Annotated in this window: 12 protein-coding genes; 7 read left to right on the top strand and 5 right to left on the bottom strand. The window is 56.9% G+C overall.

Annotation, left to right across the window (positions count from 1 at the left end; all coding sequences use genetic code 11):
- Nucleotides 1-95: 95 nt before the first annotated feature.
- Nucleotides 96-593 (bottom strand): dihydrofolate reductase, encoded by a 498-nt coding sequence (locus C443_RS01190; protein WP_005532998.1) that lies wholly within the window; start codon nt 591-593, stop codon nt 96-98.
- A 251-nt stretch (nt 594-844) separates the two neighbouring features.
- Between C443_RS01190 and C443_RS01185 the strand changes: the two genes are divergently transcribed.
- Entirely contained in the window at nt 845-1,120 is a 276-nt protein-coding gene (locus tag C443_RS01185; RefSeq protein ID WP_005532997.1) for a hypothetical protein, read from the top strand.
- 171 nt (nt 1,121-1,291) lie between these two features.
- Here C443_RS01185 and C443_RS01180 read toward each other — a convergent pair whose 3' ends face one another.
- Complete coding sequence (locus C443_RS01180; protein WP_005532996.1) at nt 1,292-1,945, bottom strand: helix-turn-helix domain-containing protein; 654 nt, start codon at nt 1,943-1,945, stop codon at nt 1,292-1,294.
- 408 nt (nt 1,946-2,353) lie between these two features.
- On the opposite strand from C443_RS01180, the gene C443_RS21560 reads away from it, so the two are divergent.
- A complete protein-coding gene (locus C443_RS21560; protein ID WP_005532995.1) occupies nt 2,354-2,521 on the top strand; it encodes a hypothetical protein in 168 nt (55 codons plus the stop codon).
- 53 nt (nt 2,522-2,574) lie between these two features.
- Here C443_RS21560 and C443_RS01175 read toward each other — a convergent pair whose 3' ends face one another.
- The 3 genes from C443_RS01175 to C443_RS01165 form a co-directional block, all read right to left on the bottom strand.
- Nucleotides 2,575-3,675, bottom strand: a complete 1,101-nt coding sequence (locus C443_RS01175; RefSeq protein WP_005532994.1) for a carbon-nitrogen hydrolase family protein — start codon at nt 3,673-3,675, stop codon at nt 2,575-2,577.
- A gap of 98 nt (nt 3,676-3,773) precedes the next feature.
- A complete protein-coding gene (locus C443_RS01170; protein WP_049943809.1) occupies nt 3,774-5,012 on the bottom strand; it encodes an MFS transporter in 1,239 nt (412 codons plus the stop codon).
- Between the two features lie 558 nt (nt 5,013-5,570).
- Complete coding sequence (locus tag C443_RS01165) at nt 5,571-6,353, bottom strand: IclR family transcriptional regulator (protein WP_005532992.1); 783 nt, start codon at nt 6,351-6,353, stop codon at nt 5,571-5,573.
- A gap of 528 nt (nt 6,354-6,881) precedes the next feature.
- Here C443_RS01165 and C443_RS01160 point away from each other — a divergent pair.
- Genes C443_RS01160 through C443_RS01140 form a run of 5 tightly spaced genes read left to right on the top strand, consistent with a single transcriptional unit; the run spans nt 6,882 to nt 11,985 of the window.
- A complete protein-coding gene (locus C443_RS01160) occupies nt 6,882-7,979 on the top strand; it encodes an ABC transporter ATP-binding protein (protein ID WP_049943837.1) in 1,098 nt (365 codons plus the stop codon).
- A gap of 1 nt (nt 7,980) precedes the next feature.
- Nucleotides 7,981-8,781, top strand: a complete 801-nt coding sequence (locus C443_RS01155) for a creatininase family protein (protein ID WP_005532990.1) — start codon at nt 7,981-7,983, stop codon at nt 8,779-8,781.
- Between the two features lie 55 nt (nt 8,782-8,836).
- Nucleotides 8,837-10,195 carry an ABC transporter substrate-binding protein gene (locus C443_RS01150; RefSeq protein WP_005532989.1) on the top strand — a complete coding sequence of 453 codons (1,359 nt, stop codon included), beginning with the start codon at nt 8,837-8,839 and terminating at the stop codon, nt 10,193-10,195.
- Nucleotides 10,196-10,204: 9 nt separating this feature from the next.
- Complete coding sequence (locus C443_RS01145) at nt 10,205-11,143, top strand: carbohydrate ABC transporter permease (RefSeq protein WP_005532987.1); 939 nt, start codon at nt 10,205-10,207, stop codon at nt 11,141-11,143.
- Nucleotides 11,140-11,985 carry a carbohydrate ABC transporter permease gene (locus C443_RS01140; RefSeq protein WP_005532984.1) on the top strand — a complete coding sequence of 282 codons (846 nt, stop codon included), beginning with the start codon at nt 11,140-11,142 and terminating at the stop codon, nt 11,983-11,985. The genes C443_RS01145 and C443_RS01140 overlap by 4 nt, the downstream gene beginning before the upstream one ends.
- Nucleotides 11,986-12,002: the final 17 nt, after the last annotated feature.

The following is a 12,002-nucleotide window of genomic DNA, read 5'->3' as shown; positions in this document are numbered from 1 at the left end:
CGGTATCGCGTTTCTCGGCTGAGACTGGTAGCTGTCGTACGAAACAAACAGCACGGAACACGACCGAGCGGCCGCTGTGACTGCTCGGAAAAATATCAGTCCAAGTTACTGTTGGTTCGGGTGTATGTGACGATGTCGAAGTCGCTGTGTGTCGTTCGTTCCGTCTCGGACCAGCGCGACCAGTCGACCGTCGGAAAGACCGTATCGCCGTCGAAAGCTGCCGTTAGCTCGGTGAGGATTAGCTCGTCGGCCTGTGGGAGAAACTGCTCATACACAGTAGCACCACCAATGACGTAGGTCGTAGATGCTCCGCTGTCGGCCGCTTCGGTCAACGCCGCCGTCGTCGAGGTGACAGCTGTGACGCTGTCAGGAAGGTGATGCGGCGTCGTAGTCAGAACAATGTTTACTCGCTCCGGCAGTGGGCCGTCGAGATCACGGCGGATGCTCTCGAAGGTCCGCCGCCCCATAATCACGGGATGACCGATAGTCGTCTGTTTGAAATGTTTTAGGTCCTCGGGATACTGCCACGGAATATCGCCGCCAGCGCCGATCACGCCGTTAGCTGCGACGGCGGCAATCAGCGAGAGTTTCATACGTACCCCTTTGTCGGGCTGCTGGTAATAAGTCCGTCCCACCGATGAGCGAGGCCACCGCACGAAACCGACGTATCAGTCCCGCGGCCCGAGACGAGGATACGGTTTCAAGCGACAGCAGGTCGTGTTCAGGTACTGTAATCCTGCCGTTTGGATCTGAATCAGTGGGATGTCGCTGTACCAATTCCAGCCCGGACCTTGATAGCGTATCTCGCGCGCGACTTATGGGGTTCAGCCATATAAAATGCTGTATGGATACGATTCACCTGTCGCCCGGTCCCGCCGCTGCTCAGGCGTTTCGCCTGGGAATCATCGCGAGCGCAGTCGGTGGACTTGCCGGGATCGCGACGCTGTACTGGCTAGACGTCCTGACACTGGTGTTTGCTGGATACGCACTCGTTCTTCTGTTCCCCGTGTATCTGGTCTTCGCTGCAACAGCGTTGAGCGTGTGGTTGGGATACAACAAAGACGCGACAGCATTACGACCGGTCTACCGGCAAAAAGATTCGGGCGGACGATCCGAGTGAACACCACCATTAGATAGGACCAACATCTGTCCCAGTGACTCTCTTTTGGACAATTTTATGCACATACTCTAGAATTCAATTTCAAACGCGGTTCGATGTCATGAGAGTTGCTTAAATCGGCAAAACGATTGGAAGCGCCTTCCGAGCGCTTCCAGTGGTGGATCTGTGAACTCATTCCTCTTTGTCAATTATTGTTGCCGCAATGAGGTTCCGCATTCCCCGCCGGAGCCGGCCGCTCATTGCTGTCGAGGACAGTCCGATTTCGTCGGCGACTTCGTTCAAGGAGATATCTCTGGGTTCTCCGAAATAGCCGTTTTCGTATGCGGTTGTCAGCGCGATCCGCTGTTCGTCGGTCAACCCGTACGACGACTCACCGCCGGTGTCCGTGTTTCCGTAGATTTCGATAATATCGAGCGAGATGTCGTTCTCGTTGGCATACTCCCAGATCGTATTGAGCGCTTCGCGGTCAGGGAGCAAGAGTCGGACGAGCCACCCGTTGCCCTTCGTCTCTGTATGGACGAGAAATCCGTTGACATCCGTGACGACAGAACTGATGAGTTTCGTTTCGGGAGTGTGTTCGATGTAATATATACCGGTCTGGTCGGTCCAGTCGACGAGTTCGTAGCTCTGGACCGTCGGATCAGCATCGAGCATCTCTTCGAGTCGGTCTCTGTCACGATACTCGATGAGGAACGGAAACACCGTGGAGCCCGGATCGGTATTCCCCTGCGTGATGACACGGATCGCTATGTCTTCGAGGTTCTGTAACGTTGGAACCAGAGCGAGGCGTTCGTGTTCGATGTGTATTTTCGTTGTTATTGACATTTTGTGGGGCGGAGATTACAATCGAGGCGTCAAAGACGAATACTAGTTCGACAACGGAGCGTCATCATCTGTGAACTGCTGTATGTATGCGGGGTCTCCACGTCAATGTTTACATACACAGGTGCACACACGAGGGTAAAAATAAAAAGTTGACTGCAGTCGCAGATAGCGCCTGTCGTTTTAGCCAACTGTATTTTCACTAATGAGACCGATTCGACGGATACAGTCGAAGCGACGAAGAAACGTGAAACAACTCAGAAGCCTTCTGTCAGTTACCCACTCAATTCGGCGATCAGCACATGTCTCTATCAGAATTCGTATTAACAATCGTTTATAATTCTCTGTAATAAATACCCGTAATTATCCCACGATGAGCTTAGAAGGCTGTACCCAGTATATTGTATTGATATGAGTGAACCACAAAACCATTCCACCACGGATAGCAAGTTCTCAAACGACGATTTCTATCTACCAGCAGTCGCACTGCCACCGAATTTCAGTCGTATCGAGGCGGCTGTTTCCGACCTCTTCGACTTCCACGGCGTGGTGCTGATTCCGGAGAGTTACAACAAGTAATTCAGCCGCGTGGCATTGTATCGTCTATTTGAAATCCGTCTGACTGATCGAGGTTAGTCTGTCAGTTTATCCGCGACCGCTTCGACAGCCTCAACAGGAACGTCGTACTCGTCGGCGACCGCTTGTGCCTGTGCTACCGAGAGTGTGCCGTTTCCAGCGACTGTATTCTTGCTGGGTTCTCGAGGCTGTGACGGCGATAGGGTCTCGTCACTGATCGACAGGCCGACTGCGTCCCATCGTGTGTAATGCCCCATTGCGTCGAAGTACGCCTTTGTCGCCCGCCGTTCGTCGTCCCGGAACTCTGCAGTCAGGAGCCCCTCTTCACCGACTAGCGGACCTGCTTTGACAATCCCCGCCGGATTGATGAGCATGCTCCCGCCCGCGGCGACGTTGAACCCAAGTTCGTCCTCCGAGAAGCCGTCCGGCACAGCGTCGCTCATGTACGCCGAGCACGCAGCGACGAACGACTGGGTTTCGAAGGCGTACTCACGCATCGCGGGATAGATATCACAGGTATTCATAGCTTCACTCGTCTCCGCCCGGGTCTTGTCCCCCGGATGACCGTGCTGTTCCCAGAAGCCGGGCCAGACAGCGGCGTGTATTTCTTCTCCCATTGTAGTCAGCGCCGCCTTCGAGAGCGTCATGTGGTTCTCATAGCAGATGAGTCCGCCGAGTCGGCCGACATCCGTTTCGTAGGTGGCTAGGCTCGATGGGTCGCCACGACCCCAGATGGCACGCTCCTCGTGGGTCGGCATCAGTTTTCGGTGGCGACCCATCAGTTCCCCTGTACTGTCGAAATAAAACAGCGAATTGTAGAGCGTCTCGCTGCCCTGCCGGTCGCTGCTTTCGTTCGTCCCCAGCACCAGCGTGAGATCTGCTTCCGCGACTGTCTCACCGAGTATCTCGATAGCCTCGTCGTCGACGTGGAGACTGTTCTTCTGGAGATCCACCATCAGGTCAGTCCACCTGGAGATAGAGACGCTACCCCGCCAGTATGGATACCCCGGAAAATACGTCTCTGGGAAGACGACAATATCTGCGCCGTCCCGGCCCGCCTGCTCGATGTACCGGCATGTCTTGTCCAGCGTTCCCTCCTTGTCGTGGTAGACGGGTTCTACCTGCGCGGCCGCGAGTGTGAACGATTCGGCTGGCATTCGTTTCCAATTCACAGGCCAGCGACAAATCAGTTGAGCCGATATATTGGGTCACGGTCTTAGAACCGTATCGTGAGAGACGGGGTTGAGCGCCCCATCTACTCGCGTCCCGGTTCTGGAGCCTGCCAGGCGACGATTATACCGGCGACGGCAACCGCGCCTGCCAGTAGAAACGCCGGCTCGAATCCAGCTCTGTTCACCACGGCTCCACCGGCGATCGGTGCAACAAACGCCCCCGCGAGGCCGATACTAGTCTGGAACGCGACCGCCGTTGCAGCAACACGCGGGTCAACGAGTTCGCGGACGTACGTAAACGAGAGGCCAAGCGTCAACTGGACCGCAAATCCGATCAACAGGAGAACAGCAACGAGCAGGGCCAGCGAGCGAAACTGCGTAAACCCGAAGAGAAGCGGAGCGGCGAGGCCGAACGACCACAACACGACCGGTCGCCGGCTTCCGTCGAACACCCGGTCCGAGATAAGCCCGCCGCTGATTCGAGAGAGCACCCCCACAGCTGGGAATACGGCAACAACAAGCCCGCTCACTGCCAGCGAGAAATCCAGTCCCTGCGCGAGGTACGACGAACCCCAGCTATTCACGAACAGGTATAGCGCGTAACCGAGAAAGCCGAGGATACCGACGAGCCAGACGCTTGGGCTCCGGAGCACCGCCCCGAATTCCCGCAGAGATGGTGCATCGCCGCGACTTCCTCCGTGCCCGCGGCTCGCCGGCCAGAAGACGACCACTCCCACGATGGCGGGGCCAATGAAAGCCAGAAAGACAGCCGGCCAACCGAACCGCTGGGCAATGAGCGGCCCAGTTCCCTGTCCGAGTGCGAAGCCGACCGGCCCGCTGGCGGTGAAGATGCCGACTGCTGTTGCGCGGTGCGAACCATCGACCGCCCGGCTTACCATGTCGATGCCGGCGTTCCAGACGACGACATACGCGATGCCCCCCAGTACGCGTGATGCGATGATTGCCTCGTACTGGCCACGCCGACCGGCTCGCCAGCCCCACACCCCAGCGATGACTAATATGCCCACCGCAAGTGCCATCGCGGTTCTCGAATCGGTCCGGTCCAGCGCAGCACCGGCAGGGAGGCTGACAATGACAGCGGTCCCGAACATGACTCCGACCAAGAGGCCGGCAGCTGTTGGCCCGACCTGTAGTGAGTCCTGAATAAGCGGTGTGACGCTTGCGGGAACGATCTCGTAGGCTGCCAGTCCCATCGAAATCAGGCTCGCACCAGCCACGAGCCACCACGTCGAGTTGGCTGTGCAGACGGATGTCTCAACAGTGGTATCCGGCATATCGGAGTCAGTAGCCTGTGGGGTCATTCTGTCGGCGGGGCGTGTTTTGTCATCGCAGTATAGTGCTGGTATCGGAACTGGCAGTGAAAAACTCAGTCACTTTGAGTAGCGACCGTTTGGCAAGCGGTTCCCGAACCACACGGGAAGAGCTGTACTGTGTGGAGCAGCACCAACGGAGACTCACTACGTACAGATGAGATAACAGGGCGTATTGAAACCACAGGACCTGAATCAACCAATACAGTAGTTTCCAGCCGTGGCCTGTTATGAGTGTAAAATCCACACGACGCCAGCGTACAAACAGTGCGAAATGTATACACATATCTCCAAATGTAGATGCAGATGATTAATCCAGAGTTGATGTGTTCTTATTTCATATTATCTTTCCATTTGTGTCTATATCTAGTCCCAGTTCGCCAGTACTCTCCAGTATCTCGACTGGAACAGTAGTCAAATATCGGTATTTAGACATAGAACAGACAGAGGAAAATGGCCATGTAGCGAAGTTCGGAGACGAACTTACACCAGACTGACGATGCTTCCTCTTCTATCTGTGGTACGTATCGTACAGTATCGTATCCCAGTCTATCCGTCTATAGTACTGTATTCGTAGTACTGGCTTCGAACTTCGATTTCGTTTTTCGTATATCGAAGCATCTCTAACAGATTTGCCATATACCTAGAGGTGAATCTATCCCTGGGGCCAGTGATACCAAGCGAGACCATGACTTCCTGTTCGTCGTTGAATATCGGAACGGCGACACCTCGAACACCCCGGAGATGCTCCTCATCATCTATCGCATAACCCTGATCACGAATTCGCTCGAGGGCCGCTTCGAGATCAGACCGGGATGACAACGTGGTATCAGTCCCTTTGGGAAGGCCATGGTCGGCAACGATTTCGTTTCGTTTCTCCACCGGCAGATGCGCCAGAATAACCTTGCCCAGCGATGTCCAGTGCATCTCGGTATGATTACCGATCGGGATTTCGTCGCCCGCAGCTTTTCCGCCCGAACTCCTGTAGAGGATGACCCGCTGTCCGTTCTCCTCGATGCCGGCACCGGCAATCTCGCCGGTTTCTCTGCTGAGTTCTTCAACTTTATTGCGAAGCAATCGGCCGATATCTAGTCGCTGCCGAACACTGCCACCGAGCTCCAGAAAGCGGAACGACCGGCGATACTGCCCGGATTCCTTGACAACGTAGTCCCGCTGGACAAGGGTATTGAGATGAATAAAGACGGTACTTGTAGGGATGTCAAGATGAGACGCAAGATCTGAAAGACCGATTGGTTCGAGTTTTCCGAGGGCAGCAAGGATATCCAGCGTCGTCTCAACCGCGCTGATTGTTTTGTTGTTCTGTGAGGGCATGGGTGCGCTTTTTTTTGCAGAGTAAAATAGATTCCGCCGAGGGACAAAATATTTCCAATGATGTTGGAAGCAGGTGTTGTAGCCTGAGATAGTCTTTCCTAACAAGGGTACGGATGTTATTTTCATCAATCTCGCACTTCGAGTCGAGTGACAACATATCACATGAATTTGGGGGGTTCGGTATCCAACACCAGAATCAGCAGTCACAGGCACTCTAGCGTCGGTTTGAGTTGTTCGTGTGTCTTGCGAGAGCTCGACGATCGGCTTTCAATCTCATTGAAAGAGATTGGAGACGCCCTGATAGCCCGTTTTCTACAAAGCAATAAGTCTCTGCTCCGTATTTTGCATCACGGTATGAGATCGTACCTATCGGTGTGATTTTTGTCCTCAGTTCAGAACCGCTGGCTGCCAGGCATACCGGGCGTTACCCGACAATCGCCCTGCGGGTTTCGATGTGATTGGTCTGCCCGGCTGTGCCAGTACTACCAACATTTATTAATGATGATTGCGATGCTTCTTCTACTCGGTATGAGCGAAGTTACACTATCAAACGTCAGCAAGGTATACGACGACAACGTCCTTGCAGTCGAAGACCTTTCTCTGGCCGTCGAAGATGGGGAGTTCGTCGTCGTTGTCGGACCATCCGGGTGTGGGAAGTCGACCACGCTTCGGATGATCGCCGGGCTCGAAACAGTCACCGACGGCGAGATCGCCATCGGTGGGGACGTAGTCAACGACGTTCGCCCACAGGACCGGAACATTGCGATGGTGTTCCAGAGTTACGCCCTGTATCCGCATATGACCGTGCGGGAGAACATGTCTTTCGGGCTACAGCTATCAGGCGAGTACGATGATCAGATCGAGCAACGCGTGACAGAGGCCGCCGAGTTGTTGGAGATTTCGGACCTCATGGAGGACCTACCGAAGCAACTCTCGGGCGGCCAACAACAGCGCGTCGCGCTTGGGCGGGCTATCGTCCGTGACCCGGAGGTGTTTCTGATGGATGAACCGCTGTCGAACCTCGACGCGAAGCTGCGAACCCAGATGCGCACGGAGATCCAGCGGATCCAAGAGGAACTGGACGTGACGACCATTTACGTCACGCACGATCAGACGGAGGCGATGACGATGGCCGACCGGATCGTGATTCTCAATCAAGGCGAACTCCAGCAGGTTGCGCCACCGGAACGCTGCTACGATAAGCCCAACAACAAATTCGTTGCGGGGTTCATCGGATCACCGTCGATGAACTTCTTCGAAGTGAGTGTGACTAACAGCGGTGGGCGCGCGACGCTGCACTCGGCGACTGTCGAGTTCACGGTCGACGTTGATATTCCGGACGGGGAGTACACGCTGGGCGTACGGCCGGAGGATTTCGTCGCCGGAGACGCTGGGGAGTACATCGAGACAGTCGTCGATGTCGTAGAGCCCATGGGCTCTGACAACTTCCTCTATCTGGAGACTGCAGGCGGATCGAACGAAGTCGTAGCCCGGGTCGATAGCGAATACCGTCCGGAGCGGGGCGACGAAATCGCGCTCGGGTTTCATACAGAGGATATGCATCTGTTTGGTCCCGATGGCGAGCGAGTGGAACTGAATCAGCCACAGCGGACAGAATCAGTGTAATATGTTGTACGATACTATCGGTCGGAAAGAGAGCGAGTGGGCTGGAATGACTGCGAGTCAGATCCGAGATGTCGGCGAGCAGCCGGGCTCCGTCCTCGTTATTCCCGTTGGAAGCGTCGAACAGCACGGGGACCACCTCCCGGTCGTCACCGACACACTTCTCGTCGAGGCGATGGTCGACACTGCGGTCGACCAACTGGACGACGTTCCTGTCGTCGTGACACCGCCGGTCTGGAGCGGGTTCTCACCACACCACCTGTCGTTCGGTGGGACTCTATCTCTCGAATTCGCACATCTACGGGCGACACTCGAGGATATCGCCCACGCTGGCATCCAGAACGGATTCGATGCGGTGCTGTTCGTCAACGGCCACGGCGGGAACAGCTCACTCATCGATGCCGTCGTGAGTACCGTGGGGGCCGACACTGATGCGGAAGTACTCGGGACGACGTACTTCCAGCTAGCATCGGATAGAATCAAGGAGATCCGAACGACCGAGACAGGCGGAATGGCCCACGGCGGCGAGTTCGAGACGTCCCTCATGCTCACGCTCCGACCAGACCTCGTTGGCGATCCGGCGGTCCGCGACGGTGAACCGATGGACGAACACTACAGATGGGGCGGACAGGACTTGCTTGACGGGGGCAACGTCGCCGTTTATCGATCGTTCGACGAGTATTCCTCGTCTGGGGCCATCGGGACGCCGAAGCAGGCGAGCGCGGAGACGGGTGAACGAATCCGCTCGGTTATCGGCGAAGAACTCGCGGCCCTCATGACTGCGATTCACGAGCACAATGCGTGACCAATGAACGACACAACACAAAGAACTATGTACATGGAAATAGGTGACATTAATGATGCAGCCCGATAACAACGACAGGTCTGTCGAGGACAGTATCGACCGCCGGCGGCTCCTCCAAGCACTCGGCGCAGGCGGCGCTATCGCCATCGCGGGGTGTAGCGGCGACGGTGGAAGCGGCGGTGACGGTGGAGATGGTGACAGTGGGAGCGGCGGTGATGGCGGCGACGGCGGTTCGCAGAGCGTGCAGTTCCTCACGATGGGCGTCGGGGACAACATCAAGCAGTTCTTCGAGGAGAACAACACGGCCTTCGAGGACGAACACGACGTCGACGTAGAGTTCACCAGCGTTACGTGGGACAACGCACGGCAAACCGTGAACAACCGCGTCGACGGCGGCGAAGCACCCGATGTCAGTCGGTGGCCTGCGCGCTGGATCCCCCAGCTCGTGGGCAAAGACGCGCTGGAACCGCTCGATGACATGATGGACGGGGAGTTCGGTGAACAGTTCTACGACGGCGTGGCCGAAGGGACGATGTACAACGGCTCCCACTACGGCGTGCCGTGGGCCGCCTCGAACAAGTGCCTCTACTACAACAAGGACGTCTTCGAGACGGCGGGGCTCGACCCCGAAGACCCATCGCTCGATTCGTGGCAGGATATGCTGGATGCCGCAACGCAGATCCGCGACAGTGACGCGAGCGTCCCAGCACTGGGCCTTGCGGGGGCCGACGCGATCGAAACCGGGTCGCAGTACTACCACTACCACTGGTCACACGGTGCAGACCTCATCGACGACGAGGGAATGCCGGTCGTAAACTCCAGTGAGGCTGTCGATGCCCTCTCGTTGTACACCGACCTCCACCTCGAACACAACGTCACACAGTCGTCACCGCTCTCCTCGACGCGGCAGGACATCCGGCAACTGTTCGAGAACGGTGACCTCGGGATGGTCATTGGGCACGTGTACACGGGACTCAACATCACCGCCGCGAAAGAAAACGGTGACGTCGACTTCGACTACGGTATCGTGCAGGTGCCGCGTGGCCCAGAGGGCCGGTACAGCCTGTTCACCATCGACACGCTAGCCGTCCTGAGTCAGAGCGAACACAAGGACCTCGCCCGGGACCTAATTCGGTTCTACTTCGACGAGGAGCGACGGTTCCAGTACTCGAAGCAGAAAGGGTTCCTCCCCGTCGTCGAAGCCGTCGGCGAGCGCTCGTACTTTTCAGAATCGAAGAACTGGGGACCGTTCGTCGAGGCGGGGCAGTACGCCCGCGCCCGACCGAAGCTCGGTAACTTCAGCGAATTTAACGACCGGATGGTCCAGGCGATTCAGGAAGCACTGGCGGACCGGAAGTCGCCGCAGAAAGCGCTCAACGATGCCCAGAGTGATCTCGAAGATGCTATGGAGTGACAGACAGGGATGAGTTTGGCAGAGGAATACACCGAGGCGTCCGATGGCTCACGTCTCGAACGAGGGCTCGCGTACGTCCAGCGCAATAGCCGCGCGTACCTCCTCATCGCCCCTGCAGCGGTGTTCCTGCTGGCCGTCGTCGGATACCCGATTATCGAGACGTTCCGGCTGTCGCTGTACCAGTCACCCGCCGACTCCAACATCGAGACGTTCATCGGACTGCAGCACTACGTCGAAATATTCAACAGCGACATCTTCTACCGACTGCTCTGGCAGACCGGTCGCTGGGTCGTCGCCGGTGTCGCGGGCAAGACACTGCTGGGACTGCTCATCGCCGTTCACCTCAAGGGAGATATCCGCGGTCGGAAGTTCTTCCGCACGGCGTTTCTCATCCCGTGGGGGATTCCCTACGCGATCTCCGCTGTGGTGTTCCGGTGGATAGAGCACCCGCAGTTCGGCTACCTCAACGCGATCTTGCTAAAACTCGGCATCATCGAACAGGGTATCGGTATCCTCGGAAACCCGAGTCTGGCGTGGCTCGGCGTCGTCGTGGCTGATATCTGGATCGGAACGCCGTTCATGGCGATCATCTTCCTTGCGGGGCTGCAATCGATACCGCAGGAGCTGTACGAGGCAGCAGCTATCGACGGTGCTGAGAAGTGGCACCAGTTCCGGTACATCACACTGCCACAACTGAAAAGCGTCGTCCTGATCGCCACGCTCCTATCGACGATCTGGACGTTCGTCAGCTTCGACGTCATCTGGACGATGACCGGTGGCGGACCGATCAGTTCGACGGCGACGCTCGTCATCCACATCTATCAGGTGGGCCTCCAGAACGGGAACCTCGGGCGCGGAGCGGCCTACAGTGTCATCGGGTTCCTGTTCCTGTTGGTCTTTGCCATCATCTACCTGCGCATTTACACGCGCGGAGGTGACGAGCTATGACGATGGCAGGCCACGACCGGAGCAGTCTCCGCAAAGTCCGCCTCTACGGCGTGCTGATCGGACTGCTCGGGCTCATGATGTTGCCGTTCTACGCGATGTTCTCGAGTACGCTCAAGCCGGAGTCGGAGATTTTCGCCGCGCCGGCGACACTGGTCCCCAGCGACCCCAGCATCCAGGCGTATCTGCAGGTCTGGACACAGACCGACGTGTTGCTCTGGGTCGGGAACAGCTTTATTATCTCGGTGGGAACGGTCGTGTTGACGCTTCTATTAGCGATCCCGGCCGCGTACTCGTGTGCCCGGAACGACTTCGTGGGGAAGCGAACCTTCCTCCTCGCCGTGCTGGTCGTTCAGATGTTCGCACCGGTCGTGTTGATCGTCGGTCTCTTCGACGTTATCACGCAGCTGGGGCTGTTCAACACCTATCTGGCTGTGATCGTTCCAGCAGCGGCGTTCACGCTGCCGTTCAACGTCTGGATGCTGTACGGGTACTTCAAGACGATCCCCGTCGCGCTCGAGGAATCAGCCCGTATCGACGGCGCGAGCCAACTGCAGATCCTCACGAAGATCGTGCTCCCGCTGACGAAGCCAGCGCTTGTCGCCAGTATCACCTACACGTTCCTCTACGCGTGGAACCGACTGCTGTTCGTGCTCACCTTCCTCACTGACAGTGCGAAGTACAACATCCCACGCGGTGTCTTCTCGATGGTCGGTGCGTTGCAGACCGACTGGCGGATGATGCTCACCGTCTCTGTCCTCGGTATTATCCCGCTATTGATCCTATTCGCCTTCTTGGAGGAGTATATCGTGGCTGGCATGACGGCTGGCGCGGTCAAGGAGTAACCGCCTCTACTTTTATT

Source organism: Haloarcula argentinensis DSM 12282 (genome assembly GCA_000336895.1).
GTDB classification, from domain to species: domain Archaea; phylum Halobacteriota; class Halobacteria; order Halobacteriales; family Haloarculaceae; genus Haloarcula; species Haloarcula argentinensis.
The sequence above is the reverse complement of the archived record's forward strand: the minus strand, read 5'-3'. Positions and strand labels throughout refer to the sequence as shown.

Excerpts from the sequence above, each read along its gene's own strand:
- C443_RS01170 (WP_049943809.1), bottom strand. The coding sequence starts at position 5,012 with ATGACCCCACAGGCTACTGACTCCGATATGCCGGATACCACTGTTGAG.
- C443_RS21560 (WP_005532995.1), top strand. The coding sequence starts at position 2,354 with ATGAGTGAACCACAAAACCATTCCACCACGGATAGCAAGTTCTCAAAC.
- C443_RS01140 (WP_005532984.1), top strand. The coding sequence starts at position 11,140 with ATGACGATGGCAGGCCACGACCGGAGCAGTCTCCGCAAAGTCCGCCTC.
- C443_RS01155 (WP_005532990.1), top strand. The coding sequence starts at position 7,981 with ATGTTGTACGATACTATCGGTCGGAAAGAGAGCGAGTGGGCTGGAATG.
- C443_RS01160 (WP_049943837.1), top strand. The coding sequence starts at position 6,882 with ATGAGCGAAGTTACACTATCAAACGTCAGCAAGGTATACGACGACAAC.
- C443_RS01175 (WP_005532994.1), bottom strand. The coding sequence starts at position 3,675 with ATGCCAGCCGAATCGTTCACACTCGCGGCCGCGCAGGTAGAACCCGTC.
- C443_RS01185 (WP_005532997.1), top strand. The coding sequence starts at position 845 with ATGGATACGATTCACCTGTCGCCCGGTCCCGCCGCTGCTCAGGCGTTT.
- C443_RS01180 (WP_005532996.1), bottom strand. The coding sequence starts at position 1,945 with ATGTCAATAACAACGAAAATACACATCGAACACGAACGCCTCGCTCTG.
- C443_RS01165 (WP_005532992.1), bottom strand. The coding sequence starts at position 6,353 with ATGCCCTCACAGAACAACAAAACAATCAGCGCGGTTGAGACGACGCTG.
- C443_RS01190 (WP_005532998.1), bottom strand. The coding sequence starts at position 593 with ATGAAACTCTCGCTGATTGCCGCCGTCGCAGCTAACGGCGTGATCGGC.
- C443_RS01145 (WP_005532987.1), top strand. The coding sequence starts at position 10,205 with ATGAGTTTGGCAGAGGAATACACCGAGGCGTCCGATGGCTCACGTCTC.
- C443_RS01150 (WP_005532989.1), top strand. The coding sequence starts at position 8,837 with ATGCAGCCCGATAACAACGACAGGTCTGTCGAGGACAGTATCGACCGC.